The organism is Serratia sp. EC4, from assembly GCF_059652115.1.
Genome location: NZ_JBNIDE010000001.1, coordinates 246,825 through 268,211 on the forward strand (window position 1 = coordinate 246,825; position 21,387 = coordinate 268,211).

The 21,387-nt window shown below is 61.8% G+C and carries 11 protein-coding genes; 3 read left to right on the forward strand and 8 right to left on the reverse strand.

The features are described from left to right. Position 1: 1 nt before the first annotated feature. The 4 genes from entS to fes are packed head-to-tail and all read right to left on the reverse strand — an operon-like array spanning position 2 to position 11,468. Positions 2 to 1,285: an enterobactin transporter EntS gene (gene entS, locus ACP39K_RS01175; protein WP_086579855.1), complete on the reverse strand. Its 1,284-nt coding sequence runs from the start codon at positions 1,283 to 1,285 to the stop codon at positions 2 to 4. A gap of 58 nt (positions 1,286 to 1,343) precedes the next feature. After that, positions 1,344 to 9,854: an amino acid adenylation domain-containing protein gene (locus ACP39K_RS01180; protein ID WP_497008237.1), complete on the reverse strand. Its 8,511-nt coding sequence runs from the start codon at positions 9,852 to 9,854 to the stop codon at positions 1,344 to 1,346. 51 nt (positions 9,855 to 9,905) lie between these two features. Continuing rightward, positions 9,906 to 10,130, reverse strand: coding sequence for an MbtH family protein (locus ACP39K_RS01185; RefSeq protein WP_004937955.1), 225 nt, complete (start codon positions 10,128 to 10,130; stop codon positions 9,906 to 9,908). A gap of 30 nt (positions 10,131 to 10,160) precedes the next feature. Beyond that, positions 10,161 to 11,468, reverse strand: a complete 1,308-nt coding sequence (gene fes / locus ACP39K_RS01190; RefSeq protein ID WP_497008238.1) for an enterochelin esterase — start codon at positions 11,466 to 11,468, stop codon at positions 10,161 to 10,163. A gap of 201 nt (positions 11,469 to 11,669) precedes the next feature. Here fes and ACP39K_RS01195 point away from each other — a divergent pair, with 201 nt between their 5' ends. Next, positions 11,670 to 13,859 carry a TonB-dependent siderophore receptor gene (locus ACP39K_RS01195; RefSeq protein ID WP_161544737.1) on the forward strand — a complete coding sequence of 730 codons (2,190 nt, stop codon included), beginning with the start codon at positions 11,670 to 11,672 and terminating at the stop codon, positions 13,857 to 13,859. A 176-nt stretch (positions 13,860 to 14,035) separates the two neighbouring features. Here ACP39K_RS01195 and ACP39K_RS01200 read toward each other — a convergent pair whose 3' ends face one another. Continuing rightward, complete coding sequence (locus ACP39K_RS01200; protein WP_033640272.1) at positions 14,036 to 14,812, reverse strand: SDR family NAD(P)-dependent oxidoreductase; 777 nt, start codon at positions 14,810 to 14,812, stop codon at positions 14,036 to 14,038. A 175-nt stretch (positions 14,813 to 14,987) separates the two neighbouring features. On the opposite strand from ACP39K_RS01200, the gene ACP39K_RS01205 reads away from it, so the two are divergent. Continuing rightward, positions 14,988 to 15,902: a LysR substrate-binding domain-containing protein gene (locus tag ACP39K_RS01205; protein ID WP_033641411.1), complete on the forward strand. Its 915-nt coding sequence runs from the start codon at positions 14,988 to 14,990 to the stop codon at positions 15,900 to 15,902. Positions 15,903 to 15,969: 67 nt separating this feature from the next. Here ACP39K_RS01205 and ACP39K_RS01210 read toward each other — a convergent pair whose 3' ends face one another. Both ACP39K_RS01210 and ACP39K_RS01215 read right to left on the reverse strand, forming a co-directional pair. Continuing rightward, positions 15,970 to 16,590 (reverse strand): helix-turn-helix transcriptional regulator, encoded by a 621-nt coding sequence (locus tag ACP39K_RS01210; RefSeq protein ID WP_048797232.1) that lies wholly within the window; start codon positions 16,588 to 16,590, stop codon positions 15,970 to 15,972. Positions 16,591 to 16,701: 111 nt separating this feature from the next. After that, on the reverse strand, positions 16,702 to 18,159 hold the full coding sequence (locus ACP39K_RS01215; RefSeq protein WP_033640271.1) for an amino acid permease: 1,458 nt from the start codon (positions 18,157 to 18,159) through the stop codon (positions 16,702 to 16,704). A 617-nt stretch (positions 18,160 to 18,776) separates the two neighbouring features. Here ACP39K_RS01215 and ACP39K_RS01220 point away from each other — a divergent pair. Next, positions 18,777 to 20,051, forward strand: coding sequence for a Glu/Leu/Phe/Val family dehydrogenase (locus tag ACP39K_RS01220; protein WP_025302877.1), 1,275 nt, complete (start codon positions 18,777 to 18,779; stop codon positions 20,049 to 20,051). 67 nt (positions 20,052 to 20,118) lie between these two features. Here the strand turns inward: ACP39K_RS01220 and ACP39K_RS01225 are convergent, their stop codons facing one another. Beyond that, the gene (locus ACP39K_RS01225; protein ID WP_413712653.1) at positions 20,119 to 21,108 is read right to left on the reverse strand and encodes an ankyrin repeat domain-containing protein; all 990 of its coding nucleotides are present in this window, start codon (positions 21,106 to 21,108) and stop codon (positions 20,119 to 20,121) included. Positions 21,109 to 21,387 lie beyond the last annotated feature (279 nt).

Consider the following 21,387-nt stretch of genomic DNA (forward strand, 5'->3'; position numbering starts at 1 on the left):
GTTAGTTGTCCGCCGCCGCTGAGGTTGCCGGCGCGGGTTCATCGTGCTCGACCAGCGCGTCCGCCGGCCGGCACTGGCGCAGCGTGCGCACGCTGAAAGCCACCAGCACGCCCAGCAAGGCGGCGAATGCGCCAAACGACAGCACGCTCATCAACGGGGTAAATACCCTGCCCAGTACGCCGAGCCCCAGCGCGCCGATCGAATCGCCGGTCACGTCCTGCGCGGTGCCGAGGCTATTCACCCGCCCCAGCAGATGATCCGGCGTGTTGCTCTGGATCAGCATGAACTGCAGAAGTGAGGCGATAGCGTTGGCGTAGCCGTAGCACACCAGCGCCAGCAGCGCCGGCGCCAGGTGGCTGAACAGCCCCAGCGAAGCGATGGCGGTGAACGCGACGATGGCGGCGACCAGGATCAGCACGCCAGGGCGAGAGAAACGCCCCACCCAGCCGCTGGTCAGCGCGCCCAGCATCGCGCCGAGCGGCACCGCGGAATACATCAGGCCGATAGAGGACGCGCCAACGTGGTAAGCGTCCTGCGCCAGCGCCGGGAACAGCACCCTGACGGCGCCGACGATGCTCATCAGCATCCCCAGCAGCACCACCGAGCCGACCACCTTATTGCGCCAGACAAACTGGAAGCCGCTGGCGAGCGCGCGCAGCGGGTGTTCCGGCTCCTGCTGCTGCGGCAGCAGCGTCGGCAAGCGCACCAGCGGCACAAGGGTGCCCAGCGTCCCTGCCGCCGCGACGGCGAAGGCGAGACCGACGCCGCCAAACACGATGATAATCCCGCCCAGCGCCGGCGCCAGGATCGCGCCGATGCGCACCGTCACCATGCTCAAGGCCCCCGCCGCCGCCAGGTTTTCACGCCCGACCAGCAGCGGGATCACCGCCATCAGCGCCGTCATGCCCAGCGCGCCGAAGAAGCCGTCCCAGGCCGCCAGCAGGTAGAGCGCCCATAGCGAAGGCGCCGGGGCGAAGGCGTTCAGACTCAGGGCGACAAACCCCAGCCCGCAGGTGCCGCGCGCAAACAGGATCAGCTTACGGCGATCGTAGCGATCGGCGAGTACCCCGCCCAACATCAGGCCGATAAACATGCCCACGCCGTCCAGCGCCACCGCGACCCCCACCTGCAACGTGGAGCCGGTCATCGCCTGGATCTGAATCGGCACCCCCACCGCCAGCATGCCGAGGGAAAACACCGACAGCATGCGGGCGCAGAAAATCGCGCGGAAATGCGCATTGCTTCTCAGCAAACTGAAATCAAGAAAAAAAGAAGGTCTGGCCATAGTGTCCTGCATATCATGTTTTAGTGCGGGCCGGGACGCACGCCCCGGCCCGGTTGCGTTATACCAACCCGTATTGCCGCGTCAGGAGCGAATGCAACAGCGGCCCGAGCGTCTCCAGCGAGGCCGGCGACAGAATGTCCGCGTGCTCGCAGCTTTGGTGATGACAGATCAGCCCATCCAGATACGGCGCCCACACGGCGTTGATATCCATCTCCGGCGGCAGCGTCCGGTCGGCGACGAACAGCGTCGCCGTGCCGTGGAAACGCCGGCTGCGCGCCTGAGACAGAAGGCGCACCGCGTCGCGGTAGTTGGCGACGATGCTGTCGAACATCGCCGCCTTCTCCGCCATCAGCGCCGGATCGCCATGATCTTCCGCCATAAACTCGGCCTGTTCCTGCGCCACCTCCTTCTGTGCCTCCTCCTCGCTGGGGCCGGTCCAGTCCTGGCCTTCCGGCGGATAGGTATCCAGCATGCCGAGGAACGCCACCTCTTCGCCCTGCTGCTGCAAACGCGCGGCCATCGAGTGCGCCAGCGTGCCGCCGAGCGAATAGCCCAGCAGGTAATAAGGCCCCTGCGGCTGCAGGCGGCGCAGAGTGGCGAGATGACGATCGACCATCTGCTCAATGTCCTCGCAGGTGGCGATGGCGCCATCCGGCCTTGGCGACTGCAGGCCGATGATCGGGTAGCTCCCCGGCAGATAACGGCTCAGCCCCGAGTACTGCCAGGCGAAACCGGAAGCCGGGTGCAGACAGAACAGCGCCGGGCCTTGGCCGGCCCGCAACTGCAGGCACTCGCCGACGCCGCGGCTTTCGGCCGAGTTGGCGGCCTGCGCGTCATCGAGCAGGTGCGCCATCTTCTCCAGGCTGCGGGCGAACATGATTTGCCCGACGCTCAACGGCCGCGGGACGCGCCGCCGCAGCTCCGCCGCCAAACGCATCGCCAGCAGCGAGTGGCCGCCCAACGCGAAGAAGTCGTCGTCGGCATACACCGTCTCGCGCCCCAGCAGTTCCCCGAACAGCGCCGCCAGCAGGCGTTCGCTGTCGCTGTGCGGCGCGCGGCCGCTCTGCGGGTTCAACTGCGGCCGCGGCAACGCCTTGCGATCCAGCTTGCCGCTGGCGCTGAGCGGGAAGCTGTCGGTCATGACATAGCTGACCGGCATCATATGCGCCGGCAAACGCGCCTCCAGCGCCTGATGCAGCGCGCCGGTATCCAGCGTCACGCCCGGTTGGGCGATCAGCCAGGCGACCAACTGGCGCATATCGGCGCCGCCCAGCCCCGTCGCGCCCTCGCTTAATTCGATGGCGTGCACCGCCGCTTGCGCTACCCCCGGCTGCGCCAGCAGCGCCTGTTCGATTTCGCCCAGCTCGATGCGCTGGCCGCGGATCTTCAGCTGATCGTCGCTGCGGCCCAAATACTCGACGCTGCCGTCCTCCAGCCAGCGAGCGATATCGCCGGTGCGATACATGCGCGCGCCGTTGCCGGCGGGATCGGCGACAAACCGCTGCGCCGTCAACTCCGGCCGATGCAGATAGCCGTCGGCCAGCTGAATGCCGCGCAGGTAGAGATCGCCGGCGCAGCCGACGGGCACCGGCCGCAGCATGGCGTCGAGAATGCTCAGTTGGGTGTTCCAGACCGGTTTGCCGATCGGCACGCCGGCGCCGTTCACCGCCGCCAATGCCTCGCCGGACGCCGGTTGATAGGTAACATCGACCGCCGCCTCCGTCGGGCCATACAGGTTGTGCAGCGGCGCGGCGACCAACGCCTGATAGCGGGAAGCCAGTTCGCACGACAGCGCTTCGCCGCTGCAGAACACGCGTTTCAGGCTGGCAGCGGCGCGCCGTGGCGCCCGCTCGTTCAAGGCCTCCACCCAGATAGCCAACATGGACGGAACGAAATGCAGCGTGGTCACGCCATAGTCGTCGATCAAGGTCGTCAGCGCCTGCGGATCGCGGTGCGCCTCCGGCGGCGCCATCACCAGGCGCGCGCCGACCATCAGCGGCCAGAAGAACTCCCAGACGGAAACGTCGAAGCTGCACGGCGTTTTCTGCAGGACCACGTCCTGCGCATCGAGCGCATACTCGTGCTGCATCCAGAACAGGCGGTTGACGATCGCCCGGTGGTTCACCACCACGCCTTTCGGCCGCCCGGTCGAACCGGAGGTATACAGCACGTAGGCGGGATGATCGCCGCTCCCCACCGGTGGGCGCGGCGCCGGTTCGCGCCCGCTGTCGTCCAGCGCATCGAACCGCAGCGTCGGCGCCAGCGCGGCGAAGCGGGCATCCAACGCGCTTTCGGTGATAATCAGCCGCGGTTTGGCGTCCTCCACCATGTAGGCCAGCCGCTCGTCCGGGTAACCGGTATCCAACGGCAGCCAGGCCGCGCCGGTTTGCACAATCGCCGTCAGCGCCAGGCTGAGGCGCACGGAACGCGGCAACGCCACCGCGACGATATCGCCCGGCTGAATGCCGGCCGCCGTCAGCCGTTCGGCCAACAGCGCGGCCTGGCGCTGCATGTCACGGTAGCTGAGGCTGTGCCAGGCGTCCTGCAGCGCGATGCGTTCCGGCGTGCGCCGCGCTTGATCGGCGATCGCCTGATGCAGAGTGGTGTCCGCCACCGCCTGCCCGGTGCGGTTGACCGCCGCGATCAGCGCCTGCTCCTGCGGCGTTTGCAATTGCCAGCGCGGCAACGGCAGATCCGGCTGGGCAATCCATTGTTGCAGCAGCGCCATCAGCCGCGCGGCGAAGCGTTCAGGCTGCGGCACCGAATCGCGGTACTCCATCAGCAGACGCAGGCGCTCGCCCGGCAGCACCAGCAGCGTCAGCGGATAGTGGGTATAGCCTTTGTTACGGATAGCGTCGCAGCGCAGCGACCCTTCGCCGCCCAGCAGAGCGTCGTTGTCCGGATAGTTTTCCACCACCAACAGCGTATCGAACAGCGTGCCCGCCCCGGCCAGATGCTGGATCTCCCCCAACCCCAAATCGTCGTGCTCCAGCAGTTCAATCTGCCGGTGCTGCAGTTCGGTCAGCTGTTCCGTCAACGAACGCTCATGCTGCAGACGAACCCGCACCGGCAGCGTGTTGCTGAACAGGCCAACGTGTTCCTCGACCCCTTCTATCTGGCCAAAGCGGCCGGAAACCGGCGAGCCGAACACCACGTCCTGATGGCCGCAACAGCTAGCCAGCTGCAGCGCCCAAATGCCCTGCATCACGGTATTGAGCGTCAACCCGCGTTCGCGGCACAGGGTCAGCAAGCGCCTTTCCTCGGCCGGCGGCAGCGTCATTTCCAACTCCTGCACGCGATCGTCCTGCGCTTCACCGAACAGCAACGTCGGGCGCACATCCTGCAGCGTCTCACGCCAGAGGCGGCGCGAAGCTTCAGCATCCCGCGCGGTCAGGCGGCGCACGATATCGGCGTAGTTCGAACGCAGCGGCGGCAATGCCTGCTCGCCTTCACGCAATGCCCGCATCAGATCGTTGAGCACCACCGGCGTCGACCAGCCGTCGACAATCAGGTGGTGCGCGTTAAGGAACAGCGTGTAGCGTTCGCTATCGCCGTGTTTGATCCGCAGCGCATGCAGCATCGCGCCCGGCTGATTAAACAGATCGCGCTGCAGCTCTTTCTGTTCCAGCTCATTCAGCACCTGCATTTCTTGCTCTTCGGACAGCGGCGGCAGCCTGTGGCTGTCCAGCGGCCAATGGCTTTCCTGCGGTATCAGCTGCAGCGGTTCGCCCTCGAGGTTGAATCGGGCGGCCAGCTGCGGATGGCGGCGGATCACCGCATTCAGCGCCTGCTGGAGTTGATGTTCGTCCAGTTCGCCGCAGAGGCTCAGGCGCGTCAGCGAGTTATAGCTGCCGCCCTGCTGCGCCGTCTGCGCATGGAACAGCAGGCCGTGCTGCAACGGCAACAGCGGCAGCGCCGCGGCCAACGGCCCGCACTCCCGCTCCCAGGCGCGCACCGCCTCATCGTCGGCGCCCGGCTGGGCGATCTCGGCCGCCACCAACGTCGCCGCCGCGCGATCGGGATGCCGTTCGGCAAATTCGCACAGCGAACGCACCGCTTGTTCGATGCCGCTGTGCAACTGCGCAATGTCGCTCTCGCTGAAAATCCCCTCCAGCCAGCTCCAGTTGATCGCCAGGCAGGCGCCGTCGCGCCGCTCCTCGACAAAGATATTCACTTCCAGGCCATACGACAGCGCCTGCTGCGCATCCTGCGCCACGGCGAAGGCGTCGCGGAAGCGGGTTTGGCTGCGTTGCGGCGTCCAGTGCCCCTCATCCTGGCTGAAACGTCCGAGGTAGTTGAACAAGATCTCCGGCGCATTGCGCTGCGCCAGCGCCGCCAGTTCGTCACGCCGCGGGTGCAGATAACGCAGTTGGCCATAACCGACGCCGCGATCGGTCACCGCTCGCGTCGCCCGTTTCACCGCGCGCACGGCCTCATTGTGCTCAGCGTCATGCAGTTCAATGCGCAGCGGATACTCCGCCGTCAGCCAGCCGACGGTGCGGGCCAGATCGAGGCCGTCGTCCAGTTCGGCGCGGCCGTGCGACTCCAGAGAGAAACGCAGCGAAGCGGCCTGGAAACGCTGGCGGCAAGCCTGAGCCAGCGCGCACAGCATGATCTCTTCAACCTGGGCGCGGTATCCCTGCGGCAATGCGCCGAGCAGCGCGGCGGTCAGCCGGCTGTCGAGCAGCGTGCGTTTTTCCGATACGTCGCCCGTGCGATCGTTCAGCGGATCCAACGCTCGCCGTCCCAAACTCGGTGCGCCGTCCGCCAGCATCCGCCGCCAGAACGGCAGCTCGGTTTCCCGGCGTTCAGCGTCGGCTCGTAGGCGTGCAGACCACTCATAGAGCGAGGTTTCTTCCGGCGGCAATGTGATCGGCTGCCCCTGCATGGCGCTGTCGGCCACCTGCCGCAGTTCGTCGAGCAGGATGCGCCATGAAACGCCGTCGACCACCAGGTGATGGATCGCCAGCACCAGCCCCAGGCTCTGCCCGTCGCGCTGCAACAGGATCGCCTGCATCATGGCGCCGGCTGCCGGATCGAGATGGTCAAGCGCGGCATCAAACGCCTGTTCCGCCGCTGATTCCAGCTCACCGGACACGGTATCAACCTGCATCAGCTCACCGGCGGCGGCGGTTTCAACCACCAACTGACCGTCGCGGATCCGCGCGCCCAGCGCCGGGTGCGCCGCACGCAACTGCTCCAAGGCATAACGCAGCTGTTCCGGCTGCAGCTCGGCAGGCACGCGCAGGAAAACGCCGTGCGCGAAGCGACGATGCATATCGCCCGTCTCGGCAAACCAATGCAGGATCGGCAGCCCGTCGATCGGGCCTTGCTGCACGCTGCATGCGGCCTGAGAGCCAACGGCCAGCGGCTGCATCGCCTGCGCCATACGCGCGGGGGTGTGCAGCGCGAAGATCTCGCGCGGCCGCAGCAGATACCCTTTGCGCCGCAGGGCGGTACCCAGCCCCATCGCCGAGATGCTGTCGCCGCCGAGCGCGAAGAAATCGTCGTCGGCGCCGACGCGATCCATCCCCAGCAGCTGCGCCATGGCGCAGCAAATCAGCCTTTCCTGCTCGGTGGCCGGCTCGCGAATGCTTTGCGCCAGCGTCTCCTGCGGTTTGGGCAGCGCCTGGCGGTCAATCTTGCCATTCACGTTAAGCGGCAGCTCCGGCATCACCACCAGGATCGCCGGCACCATATAATCCGGCAGACGCTGCGCCAGTTGCCCCAGCAGTTCGCTTTGCAGCGTGGGTGAGGCGCGCCGCGCGTCATTCTGCACCGAGCAATAACCGATCAGGCGATAGGTGGCGCCGATCGGCTCGGCGATCACTACCGCCCGCCCCACGTCCGGCAAGGCGGCCAAGGCGCTTTCCACCTCACCCAGCTCGACGCGGAAGCCGCGCACCTTGATTTGGTGATCGGTCCGGCCAATGAACACCAGCTGACCCTCCGCGCTCCAGCGCATCAGATCGCCGCTGCGGTACATCACCTCGCCCTCGACAAACGGATTGGCGACAAAACGCGCCGCCGTCAGATCCGGGCGCCGCAGGTAACCGCGCGCGATGCCTTTGCCGGAAATGTACAGCTCGCCCGCCGCGCCGATCGGCACCGGCTGCAGGCGGCCGTCGAGCAGCCAGACTTCGGTATTGGCGAGAGGACGGCCAATCACCGGCTGTTCGGCGGCCGTGACCGGCGCGCCGAGGGTATCGACGGTGTATTCGGACGGGCCGTAATAGTTGTGGATCTCCACCTCCGGATGTTGCTGCATCAGGTTCCACAGCGTCGGCGTCGCCGCCTCGCCGCCGATCATCACGAACGCCGGCAGCGGGAACTGCCCTTTCAGCAGGCCGCAGTCCACCAGTTGCGAGAAGAACGACGGCGTGATGTCCAGCAGATCGATCGGCGTCTGCTGGGTTTGTTCCAGCAGCGCCCAGGGGTCGCGGCGCAGCTCCTCATCGAAGATAACCAGTTCGCTGCCCATCATCATGCAGAACAGCGGTTCCCAGGAGGAGTCGAAAGAAAACGAAGCGGTATGGCCGGCGCGCAAACGGCGCGCGTGGCGAGCCTGGAATTTTTCGATCGCCGGGCCAAACAGAGAGGCCTGATGCGACAGGAACAGGTTCAGCAGCCCGCGGTGCGTGGACATCACGCCCTTGGGTTTGCCGGTCGAACCGGAGGTGTAAATCATATAGGCCAGATGCGCCTCGTTCAGCGGCGCACGCCGTTCGTCATCCGTTATCGGCGCGGCCTCGGCGGCCGCGCAGCGCGCCAGGCACGCTGCGTCGTCCAGGCACAATACCTGCGGCAGATCCGGCATATTGACCTGCGTCGCGCGGTGGGTCAGCAGCATCGCCGGCCGCGCGTCGTCGCACATCAGCGTCAGGCGTTCACGCGGGTAATCCAGATCGAGCGGCATATAGGCCGCGCCGCTGGCCAACACGCCGAACAGCGCGACCAGCGTGTCCACCGAGCGCGGAATGCCGATGGCCACCACGTCTTCCGCGCCGATGCCGCTTTCGATCAGCACTCGCCCCAGCTGCATCACCCGTTCGGAGAGCTGACGGTAGCTGAGGCGCTCGTCGCCGCAGGCCACCGCCAACGCCTCGGGCTGCCGCTCAACCTGGCGCTGGAACGCATCCATGATTGACACCATGCCCGCCGGCGGCGTCAGATCGGCGCCGCGCCCCCAGGCCGCGAGTTGCCTTAGCTCCCCTTCGCTGATCAACGCCAGTTGACCGTTCGGCTGGTGCGGCTGCCGCGCCAACTGCTGCAGCCAATGGCCGATGCGCTCCGCGTGGTGATGCAAGGTGCGCGGCGAGTATTTGGCCGGGTTGGCGACCAACGACAGCGTCAGCACGCCGTTGCGAAAGCCGATCTCAAACTCCAGGTCATCGACCGGCCCCATCGCCAGCGTATGGGTAACGGCCGCCTGGCCGTCGAAGGACAAGGCGCTGTGGTAGACCTTGACGTTGATCACCGGGCCGTACAGTTCCTGATGACCGCCGACCAGGCCGAGATCGCGTTTGATCTGCTCCGCTTCATAGCGTTGATGGCGGCGCGCCTGTTTGATTTGCGCCACGGTCGCCTGGCAGACGTCCGCCAGCGACATCTCCGGCGTCACGTTCAGCAGCAGCGGCAGCACGTTAACCACCGGGCCGACCGCCGCCAGCGCCTGGGAGCCCATACGGCGCATGAAAGGAAAGCCGAGTGAAAAACGGGTTTCGCCGCTCATGCGCGCCAGATACATCGCCAACGCCGCCGTGACGATATCGGCCGGTTGCAGCGACTGCAGCGCCGTATCGCGCACCGCTTCGTCAAACAGCGATTCCGGCAGCACCAGCGCCTGTTTGAGCGGCCGGGCGCCCGGTTCAACCTCCCGACTCTCCGTCGATAATGACAGCGGCGACGGCAAATCGCGCAGATGCTGTTGCCAGAATTCGGCCGCCCGCCGGCGCGCCGGCGACGTTTGCCATTGCTGAAACTCTTCCACCACCTTGCCGAACGGGGTAAACGGCGAGGCCGCCGGAGACAGCCCGTGGCGCAGCGCGCGATAGATATCGGCGATCCGGCGGGTGATGGCTTCGAAACTGAAGCCGTCCAGGGTCAGATGATGAAAGCGCTGGTACCAGAACCAGCGATCGGCGCTGACGCGGATTATCGCATGGCGATAGAGCGGCCGCTCGCCGTCCGCAGGCAGATCCTGCGCCAAATCGTCGTTCATCAGCGCCAGCGCCGCCTGCTCGGCGTCCGGCCGCGCGCTGAAATCGAACCACTCCGGCGCCTGTACGCGCGCCGGGTCGGCTATCAGCGGTAAACGCTGCACCGGCTGGCCGTCCTGCGCCTCAAAGAACCGCGCCTGAACCGTATCCGCTTCGGCCAGCCCCTGACGGATCGCGCGCTTCAGCGCCGAACGATCGATAGCGCCGTGCAGTTCGGTGTAGTGCGCCACGGCGAAGCTGTTGCGGCGCAGCGCGATTTGGTCGGCGATCCAGATCCCCGGTTGTGCCGCAACCAGCGGATAATCCCGATACTCGACCTGAGTATCCGGTAAAGAAAGCGTTTCTGACATGGTGTCTGTCCTTTCCCTCAAACGGAATGTATCGATGTGGTTGCCTGGCGCTTAACGCGCCGCATCCGCCGCTTTCAGCGCCGCCGGCCGCATGTCCTGCCAGTGCGTTTCGATGTAGTCGATGCATTCGCCACGCGACGCCGGCCCCATCAGCACGCGCCACCCCTGCGGCGTATCGGCAAACTGCGGCCACAGTGAATACTGCTGCTGCGCGTTGACCAGCACGGAGAATCGGAGGCTTTCGTCATCGAACGGGTTTTGTTGTTCCTGAGTCATTTTCATTACCTGTCTGTCAAAATGTGTGGGTTATTCCATCGCGGCAAGCAGTCGGCGCACGCCGTCCACCAGGCCGCCGCGCCAGCAAAGCGCATCGTGCCCGCCGGAAAACACGCGGTATTCGGCGCGGTGCCCGGCCGCCGTCAGCGCCTGATGCATCTGGCGATTGACGAATTCGATGTCCGCCTCCCGATCGCCGGCCTGTTGGATCACGGTGAGCTTGGGTGTCGCCGCGCTGCGCTGCCGTACCTGGCGTATCAGCCAGCCTTCCTCCAGTTCGTGGCGTTTTTCGAATTGGGTAACGAATTGCACCGTAGGCCACCAGAAGGAGCCGGACTGGCTCAGCACGTGGCCGAAGCGCTCTGGCCAGTGCAAACCAGCATATAACGCCGCCAGCCCGCCGTAGCTCTGGCCGGCGACGACGGTGCGCGCCCCTGCCTCGCTGAACGGTTCGCGCCGTTGCGCCTGCGGCAGCAGTTCGTCGATCACCGCCTGCCAAAACGCGGCGTTGCAAGGCAGCTCGTTTTCCCGGTGTTCGCCATCGATCGCATCGATCAGCAACCAGCACGCGGGCGGCAACCGCCCTTTTGCGGTTTCGTGCTCGATCACCGGCAACAGCGCGTGCCTTTCGATCCAGTTTTGGCCATCGAGCAGCAGCACCAGCGGGCGGTTCGCTTTCACCGCCGCCTCGCCGCTGGCATACAGCCAAACGCGCCGCTGGTTACCCAGCCGTGCGCTGTGCCACTGAAAAAGCTGTAGCCGCGCCTCATCCAGCGGCCGATCGGCGGCCTGCCAGGCGCTTTGATCGTCGGCATCCGGCCCTTGCGCCAGGGATACGGGCCGCGGGCGATGAGACGGCCCCAGAGAGAGGCGATTCAGCGGATCGGCGATCGCCAACGGGAACAGCGATACCCACCAGGCACGCTGCTGGCGGTCGCGTAACGTTTCGTCGTCGCTGAAGACGGGGGGGAGGTCTCGCTCGGTAATGGGGATCAGGCTGTAGCTGCCGCGCCAGCGGCGATCGATAACGGCCGAGCCGTACCAAACGTCGGTGCCGGGGAGCCTGGTCAGGCTGCTGGGGGACGTGCTGTGGTGATCGGTAATGCCGTTGATATCGGCGTAAACGCGGCATATCGGCGAGTGCCGTTCATCGCCGGCGGGGTCGCGCCATAGCCAGGTCATTTTGACGTGCTGTTCATCGTGCGCTTCGACGATGGGCGTGCCGTGAGCGGCAACCTTCTGCCACCACGCGGATTGCCCTGCCGCCTCTTCACGCAGCCATTGCGTCGCCAATCCCTCAAGGTCGTTTCCTGGCCTCTTTTCCGGCAAAAACTCCATAGCGCCCCTTACATAACATGAGTGATTTTTACAAAACCTGACAATCGTATTGATACTCATTATCATTTTCAATACTATTTGTCGGATTTTTACCGTCGTGCAAACACGACGTCTCCACGTCGACGGGATAAGACCGCTTGTCGGCATTTCGGGGTTTATCAGGGTGGCATGACACACAAAAGCAGGTATGCAGGAGAGATAATGAAGATTAAAAACAAAGGGATAGAAAACGGAAATGCGGAGGCGATGTCCGCCAAGCGTCTGTTGCTGGGATCGGCGCTGGCGTTATTGCCCTTGGCGCCACACGCGTCTGCGGCAGCGGACGAAACGATTTTGGTGACCGCCGACGCGCAAAACAGCGTGACCGCGCCGGTCAAAGGGATCGTCGCCAAAGAGAGCGCCGCCGGCACCAAGACCGCCGCCCCTCTGCGCAAGACGCCGCAGTCCATCTCGGTGGTCACGCGCGAGCAGATGAATGACCAGGAGCCGGCGTCGGTCGCCGACGCGCTGAACTACACCAGCGGGGTGATCACCACCTACCGCGGCAACTCCAACCGTAATGACGAAGTGATCAGCCGCGGCTTCCGCTATGCGCCCAAGCTGCTCGACGGTCTGCACTTTGGCCTTTCGAGCCAAAACGGCGGCGCCGGGCAGATCGATCCCTGGCTGCTGGAGCGCGTAGAGATGGTGCACGGCCCGGCCGGCGTGCTGTACGGCCAGGTCAGCCCCGGCGGCGTGGTGGTGATGACCAGCAAGCGCCCTACCGCCCAGAGCATTCACGAAGTCAAATTCAGCACCGGCAACCGCCATCTGGCGGAAACGGCGTTCGATTTCGGCGGCAAGCTCAACGACGACAACACCCTGTTCTACCGCCTGAACGGTATCGCCCGAACCGAACACGAGTTTGTCAAAGACAGCAAGCAGCAACGGGTGGCCATCGCCCCGGCCTTCACCTGGCTGCCGAACGAAGACACCAGCTTTACGCTGCTGACCAGCTACCAGAACGATCCGAAAGCCGGGTCGCGCAACTTCCTGCCGCGCGCCGGCACGCTGTTCCCGACCAGCGCGGGCTATGTGCCCTATGACTTTAACATCAGCGAACCCAGCTTCAACAAGTCGCGGCGCGAGCAGGCGTCGATCGGCTACAGCTTCGAACATAACTTCAGCGATGCGCTGTCGTTTACCCAGAACCTACGCTTCACCCACCGCGATGAAGACTATAAGTATCTGGTTTATAACGTAAACTCGAAGGTCAACGACCACACCGTCACCCGCATGGCGCAGCATGAAACGCAGATGACCAACGAGTTTGGCGTGGATAACCAGCTGAAGGGCCTGTTCGATACCGGCGAAGTGAAACACACCGTGCTGGGCGGGCTGGATTACCGCTACAGCCATAGCGATTATAAAATGTATCGCGATCGCGGCAACGATTACCCGATCGACTGGGCCAACCCGGTTCGCCCCAGCATCGATGGCAGCACGCTGGCGCTGGCTTCCAGCGACTTGAAGACGCTGAATCAGATCGGGGTGTATCTGCAGGACCAACTGGAGTGGAATAACTGGAATCTGTTGCTGTCCGGCCGTCAGGACTGGTCGCAGGTCAACACCCGCGATCGCACCAGCGGCGGCAAAGAGCAGACCTACAACGATGCCCAGTTCACCGGCCGCGCGGGCCTGCTCTACGCTTTCGACAACGGCATTTCGCCGTATGTCAGCTACAGCACCTCGTTCGATCCTAACCTGTACCCAAGCGCGCCGGGCGCCGATCCGCTCAAGCCGACCACCGGCAAACAAACCGAGGTGGGCGTGAAGTACCAGATCCCGGGCGGCAATACCCTGCTGACCCTCTCCTGGTTCGACATTACCCAGCGCAATGTGGCGTCTTACAACCGTCTCACCTCCGCCTACGAGCAGATCGGGGAGGTGAAATCCAAAGGGATTGAGGCGGAAGTGCACGCCCAACCAACGCCGGAGATCAAGCTGACCGCCGCCTATACCTACACCGACGTCGTGACCAAAGACTCCAACTCGGCGGACGAAATCGGCCACAGCCCGGCGGGCATCCCGCGCCACGCGGCATCCGCCTGGGGCAGTTACAGCTTCCTGAGCGGCGCGCTGAACGGCCTGACCGTCGGCAGCGGCGTGCGTTACATCGGCGATGCGCCGGCCGACGCCACCGGCCAGTACGACGTGCCGCACTACACGCTGTACGATGCCATGGTGAAATATGACCTCGGCCAGGCTTCGTCGGCGCTGCGCGGCGCGGCGCTCCAGCTCAACGTGCAGAATCTGACGGACAAGAAATACGTCTCATCCTGCAGCGGCGAGTACGCCTGCTTCTATGGCAGCGGCCGCAGCATCATCGCTTCGGTCAACTACCGCTGGTAACAAAAAGGGGTGGCCAACATCGTAATGTTTGTCAGTTAGCGTTTTTCTGAAGGTATTGATGACGTTTTCGGGCGATAAATGAAAATGAGCAAGGGGCCGTAAGATGCGGCCCCTTGCAACCCACGCCTTTGTCCAATCCCCATGCCGCACGCGGGTTAACTCGTGCGGCATGGTCATCAGGCGTTACGCCCCGCCATCACGCCGCCATCGATATCCCAGATAGCGCCGGTCACCCAGCCAGTCTTGTCAGAAAGCAGGAAAGCGACGGTTTCCGCGATGTCGACCGGTGAACCCACGCGTCCGATCGGATGAAAGCTGTCAAAGCTGTTCATCACATCCTTCACGTCGTCTTTCGGAATGAAGCCCTCATAAATCGGCGTGTGAACGACAGCTGGAGAAACCGCATTCACACGGATCCCTTTTTCACCCAGTTCAATAGCCAGGTTTTTGGTCAGCGCGTGCAGACCGGCTTTAGCCATTGAGTAGGCTGAAGACGGTGTGGCACCGATGGCCTGTCGTGCCCACATAGAGCCAATATTGACGATAGCGCCTTTGATATCGGCCTCGACCATATTGCGCACTACGTCGCGGGTGATAAAAAACGTGGCGCGGTTAATGCTCATGTACATGTCATAGTCTGACGCTTCATGTTCTGTAAACGGTTTCGGGAAGAACACGCCAGCCGCATTGACCAGCAGACTGATATCTTTGTGTTCGCTGTTAATGATGTTCACTACATGCTGCAGACCTTCTTCTTTCATCAGGTCTGCAACGATGACGGAAACCTGGCCGTCTGCAGTCAGCGCCTGACGGGCCTGCTCGGCTTTGTCCTGACGATGACCAACAAGCACCACGCTGCCGCCGCTTTTCAGGACCCGCTTCGCCGTTTCGAAGCCCATACCGCTTGTACCGCCGACCACTAACAGTTTTTTGCCAGCAAAAGATGTATTCATCGCTAACCTCTTTACATTCATCTGGTTGTCATTATAAGAAGCCTTGCTTCTCATCGTGTGAAACCAGATTGCCACCCTGAAAACCGATTGACGACTGAGAAGAAATTGCGACACAGGAAAGAAAATCTTTCTCGCCGGCGTATACTGAGGAAAAGAATGAATCAGGATGATCACAATGCGATCGTTAAACCGACTTAAATGGCTGCACGCTTTTGAAGCCACCGCCAGGCATGGCAGTTTTACCGGCGCGGCACAGGAGCTGGGCGTCACACCCGCCGCCGTAGGTCAGTTGGTCCGTTCGCTGGAAGACTGGGTCGGACACCCGCTTCTTCACCGCACTCGCTCCGGCAAGGAGCGACTGACGCTGGTAGACGAAGCGCAGGAGGCCCTACAAGATATCACTCAGGGTCTCGATAAGCTGGAAACCGGTTTAAGTAAGCTTCGTGGTCGCCGGTCACGCTCGGTGGTCGTGGTGACGGCGTCCCAGGTACTGATGATGAACTGGCTGATGGACCGCCTGAACCGGTTTGCGGAAACGCATGAGAATATCGATCTGCGGCTTAACGTCACGGAAAAGCTGATGGACGTGTCGTATGGCGAGGCGGATATCGGCATTCGCTGTGGACAGGGAGATTGGCCCGGCGTGAGTAAAACCTGGCTAATGGATGAGGAAGCCGTGCTGGTCTGCAGTCCACGCCTGGCTCCCCCCGAGAAAATGGCCTGCAGTGAATGGCTCGCCACGCAAAAACTCATTCACGATGACACGCCGCATCCTGGTGCGGATTTTCCATCATGGGGTGATGTGCTGAGAGCGGTCGGTGCGCCCGAAACGCTGGAAAGCGGGCTGCATATCAATTCTACTTCAGCAGTGATCCTGTCGGCGCTGAGCGGCAGGGGCGTGGCCATCGTTCGAAACGCTCTGGTAAAGCAGCTTATCGAAACCGGGCAGTTGGTTCATCTCCATCCCGACCATCGCTGGCCACTTAGATGGTCCTACTATCTGGTCACCCCGCAGCAAAATGTCATGCGTGATGAAGTGAAAATTTTCCACGACTGGCTTCTTCAGGACGTCGTCTCAGACCGTTCATAAACGATCATCGCAGCTATTGCGCTACCTCGGCATTCGCCCTGGGGCGTCGTGCCCTTTCCCGCCGCCTTTACTCCTGTTTCAATTCCCGCAAGTGCTTGTACACCGTGGCGCGCCCCATCGACAGCACGTTGGCGATGTAGTCCGCGGCGCTTTTGGCCTTGAACGCGCCCTGATGGTAGAGATCGCTGACCAGTCGCCGTTTTTGTTCGCGGCTCAGCGCGCCGAGCGCGGCGTTTTCGCGCCGCAGCCAATCGTGCAGGAAGGTGTTGATCTTCTCCTGCCAGTCGTCTTTGAACAGCTCTTGTGGCTGTGGTTGCAATCGCGTGACCGACAGGAACATGTCCAGCGCGTTGCGGGCGTCCTCGAACATCGCGGTGCTCAGGTTGATGCACAGCAGATAGCTGGGCTTGCCCTGCTCGTCGCGTGCGGCAATGCTCACCGAACGCATCTTTTTGCCGTCCCAGTTCAGCTTCTCATAGGGGCCGGTCACGCCGGCGCCGCCATCGAGCTCGAAGTCTTCCAGCCCGGCGTCGTCGCCCGGTTTACGCTTTGACAGGTTGTTCGCCAGATAGGCAATCTTGTTGGTGGCCAGATCGTGGATCACCACTTCCGCATTCGGGAAAAACAGCGCCGCGATGCCGTCAGCGACCGAGCGCAAAAGTTCGAGTTGAGAAGTAGAGTTCGGCACGCTGGGGTATCTCCGTATGGCCCGGTTTGGTTGGCTGTTCAGCTGCTTAGCATACCGCAGTTGCCGCCGCTTGCCGAGTGGAGCGGCGGCAAGCGGCGTATCCTTCGCCGGTTATTCCGCCTCGGCGCCGCGCCGATAAAACACGTAGCTCTCGCGCGCCACGCTGTCGCGGACCCGATAGCGCCAGATCAGCCCGAGCGTGGTAAACCACAGCGGCATGCTGCACAGCGCGATCAGCGTATCGCTATCGAACACCATCAGCACCAGCGTAAAGGCGAAGAATGCCAGCGTCAGCCAGGCCATCGCGACCCCGCCCGGCATTTTGAAGTGCGAAGCGGCGTGCAGATCCGGCCGCTTCTGGCGATACACCAGGTAGGCGACCAAAATCATGCCCCAGCTGTAAACCACCAGGATCGCCGCCACGGTAGAGACGATGGTGAACAGCGTCATGACGTTCGGCACCAGTACCAGCAGCAAGGTGCCGGCCACCATGCAGAAGCAGGAAAACAGCAGGCTGCGGATCGGAATGGCCGTGGTGCGAGACAGAATGCGGAACTGACCGTGGGCATGCTTTTCCATCGACAGGCTGTACAGCATGCGGGTGCTGGAATACACCCCGCTGTTGGCCGAGGACATCGCCGAAGTCAGCACCACGAAGTTGATCACCGCGGCGGCGGCCGGCAGCCCCGCCCGATCGAACAGCATCACGAACGGGCTGCTGTCCGGCGAGATGTGGCTCCATGAGGTGACGGCGATAATGGTCAGCATCGAGCACACGTAGAAGACGATGATGCGCGCCGGGATCGCGTTGATCGCCTTCGGCAGCACCTTCTCGGGGTTTTTGGTCTCCGCCGACATCGTGCCCAGCAGCTCGATGCCGGTGCAGGAGAAAATGGCGATCTGGAAACCGGCGAAAAAGCCGAAGATGCCGTGCGGCATGAAAATGGCGGGATCGGTGACGTTATGCAGCGAAGCGGTCACGCCGTCCGGCGAAGTCCAGCCGCTGAACACCATCCAGGCGCCGGTGGCGATCAACGCGACGATCGCCACCACCTTGATCATCGCGAACCAGAATTCGGCCTCGCCGAACATCTTGACCGACAGCATGTTGAACAGACACAGAAACCCCAGCGTCAGCAGCGCCGGCAACCAGGGCGAGACGTCTGGCAGCCAATATTGCACGTAGCCGCCGCACACCACCACGTCGGCAATGCAGGTCACTACCCAGCTCAGCCAGTAGGACCAGCCGAGAAAAAAGCTGGCGCGCGGCCCCAGGTATTCGGAGACAAAATCGGCGAACGAGCGGTAATCGAGCCGCGTGAGCAGCAGTTCCCCCATCGCCCTCATGACCATGAACATGAAAAAGCCGACGATGGCGTAAGTCAGTACGATGGAGGTTCCCGATAGCGCGAGGGTTTTCCCGGCGCCCATAAACAGCCCGGTGCCGATGGCGCCGCCGATCGAAATCAGTTGAATGTGGCGCGCGCTCAGCCCGCGCTGCAAAGTTTGGGCACAGTGAGGCCCCTCGGCTGAACCTGGGCTCAGCCGATCGCAGTGGTTTTTTGTCATGGTGTTACCTGTCCGTCGTTAAGGCGATTAAGCAACCGATGCGCGGTTGCAGCAGGAATGAAACGCCCGCGGGCGCTCTAACCGGCAAAAAATTGAGACCAAACGCTGCCCGCCCCGTTGTGACAGGGAGGTAATAATAATGGGTACCAAGAAAATGCTCTCGTGAGCCGTCGTATCGCCCACGGTTGGCGTACAAAGCCTGAGCGTGGTGGGTAAACACTACAATATCAAATGGTTATACTTTCCCTTGTGCAACAAAAAACGACGCCGGAGCCGTTTTAACATTAATTTAACTCTGGCGAGGGGAAATGCCATTGTCAACATGGCAGTTAAATAAAATGAAACTTTTTGATCACATTCAAGCTTCTGAAAAATAGATAAAAAGGGTTTTTATGCGCTTTATATGCATAAATTATGCATGTGATCGCTCACCGTCGACAAAAAGTAATTAACTATTCATTTACCGCTCTGCAGGCGGCGAAAAACCGTCCGCTGGCCCGATGAGAGGGGGGCTAACAACCGGCATAATTAGTGGTAAATTTAGCGTCGCAAAGTGTTATGCGCTTGCTAATCCACGGTTAAACGAAATAAATACCTCTAATATATAAAGGTTGGTTATGGAAAAGCTATCCTACGCTTCAGACAGCAGCACCACCGCTTGGGCTACATATCTGCAACAAATCGATCGCGTCGCCCCTTACCTCGGCGACCTGTCACGCTGGGTTGATACGCTGCGTCACCCTAAGCGCGCTTTGATTGTCGATATCCCGCTGCAGATGGACGATGGCACCATCCGTCACTTCGAAGGTTTCCGCGTACAGCACAACCTGTCGCGCGGGCCGGGCAAAGGCGGCATCCGCTTCCACCCTGACGTCGATCTGAACGAAGTGATGGCCCTGTCCGCCTGGATGACCATCAAGTGTGCCGCGGTCAACCTGCCGTACGGCGGCGCCAAGGGCGGCATCCGCGTCGACCCGTTCAAACTGTCTGAAGGTGAACTGGAGCGACTGACCCGCCGCTACACCAGTGAAATCGGCTTCATCATCGGGCCACAGAAAGACATTCCTGCGCCGGACGTCGGCACCAACGCCAAAGTGATGGCCTGGATGATGGACACCTACTCCATGAACCACGGCACCACCATCACCGGCGTGGTCACCGGCAAACCCATCCACCTCGGCGGTTCCCTGGGCCGTGAGAAAGCGACCGGCCGCGGCGTGTTCGTCACCGGCAGCGAAGTGGCCAAGCGTCTGGGCGTGCAGATCGAAGGCGCCAAAGTGGCGGTACAAGGCTTCGGTAACGTGGGCAGCGAAGCGGCCCGTCTGTTCGTCGGCGTCGGCGCGCGCGTCGTCACCATCCAGGACCACTCCGCTACCCTGTTCAACGCCGACGGCATCGACCTGGTGGCGCTGACCGAATACCAGGCCAAGCACAAGCAGATCGCCGGCTTCCCTGGCGCCAGCGAGATCGAGAGCGAAGCGTTCTGGTCGGTCGACATGGACATCCTGATCCCTGCGGCGCTGGAAGGCCAGATCACCCGTCAGCGCGCCGAAATCCTCAGCGCCAAACTGGTGCTGGAAGGGGCTAACGGCCCAACCTTCCCGGAAGCGGACGACATTCTGCGTTCCCGTAACATCACCGTGGTTCCGGACGTTATCTGTAACGCCGGCGGCGTAACGGTCAGTTACTTCGAGTGGGTGCAGGACATGGCGAGCTACTTCTGGAGCGAGTCCGAGATCAACGAGCGTATGGACAAGATCATGACCGACGCGATGGTCCACGTCTGGAACAAGGCCGCCGAGAAAGAGTGCAGCCTGCGCACCGCCGCTTATATCGTGGCCTGTGAGCGCATCCTGACCGCACGTAAAGAGCGCGGCATCTACCCAGGTTGATGCCAGCTTATTTGGCCTGCGAGCGGGCCATTGTATCAGGGGGCGAAAGCCCCCTTTTTCGTTTCACCTATTTTTGAAACAAGGCCACGATTTCCGGCGAATACAGGTCGGGATATTTTTCTGCCGCCCCGAGTATATTCTGACGAACCGTTTTACCTTTTACGCTTGGATCTGCTGCCACATACTCTGCCGGGAAAGCCAGCGCATCTTTATCGGCACCCGCAGCCAACAACGCCTTGACGCAGTCAGGATTATTGCTGGTCAGGCTTTCCAGCAGCGGTGTGCCAACAGGCCAGGCCTGTTGCTGGGGCGGTTGAGCATCGATAGAGGTTCCGGGTTTATGCAACAAGGCGATACGCTGCGCCGCTTGCGGGTCCGGCTGGCCGTCCTGGGAAGAATCCCGCGTGCAAACAAAGTGCAAAGGCGTTGATCCTACCTTGCTGACGCCATAAGGATCTGTACCGGCGGCTACCAGCAGTTTGATGACCTCCAGATTAGCCGCCCCTTCCCCCATGATCGGTGAGAATCCTTGCGGGGTAACCTGCTTGGCATCCGCACCAGATTGCAGCAACAGTTTCACCAACGCGGGCGCGGCTCCTTGGCTTTGGGCGGCGGCAATAAGCGGTGTATTAGTCCCCCCTTGCGCAATGACATTGGTATTGGCACCCGCTTTTAGCAAGCTCTGTAAAATGTGAAGGTCATCATCGGATAATTCAGACTTGTCGGTATTTCCCAACGCTGACAACAATACGGTTTCTCCATTGTCACTGATGGCTTGATTCACATTCACCGACATATCAAGAAAACGATCGAGCAGCGCCGGCTGTTTGTAATAGGCGGCATACCATACCGTTTGAATAGTGGGGTGAGCGCCATTTTTGATCAGTTCATTAATGGTGTCCATATCGCTACTGCTCTTAGAGTAAGCATACATCATTACCGACTCATCCAGTTTTTGGGTGAGTTCCTCTTGTTCGCCAGCGTGTGCGGCAACCGAGCTCCCCAGCAGGCTCAGCGCCAGTGCGCAGGCTGTGGCACAGCGATTTAAAATAGGCATTTTTTTGTTCCTTCAAAATAATAAAAAAATTAAACAAGTGCTTTCCATTATTACGCAATGGTAATAATCACAGAGTTCTTATGTATTCGTATGAAGCGTGCTAACAGATTTCCTTTCCATTTTAGTGGGGAGCCGTTTTTCTATCATAGGAAACAAACGAAAATCAAATTCATTACTGATGAGAACGCCTGGATAATTATGGCCTTTATTCTCGCCAAGAAAGTCAACTCAATTTTTACGCTTTTTTATCGTGTATTCCACCGCACTTTGCGGTTCGCA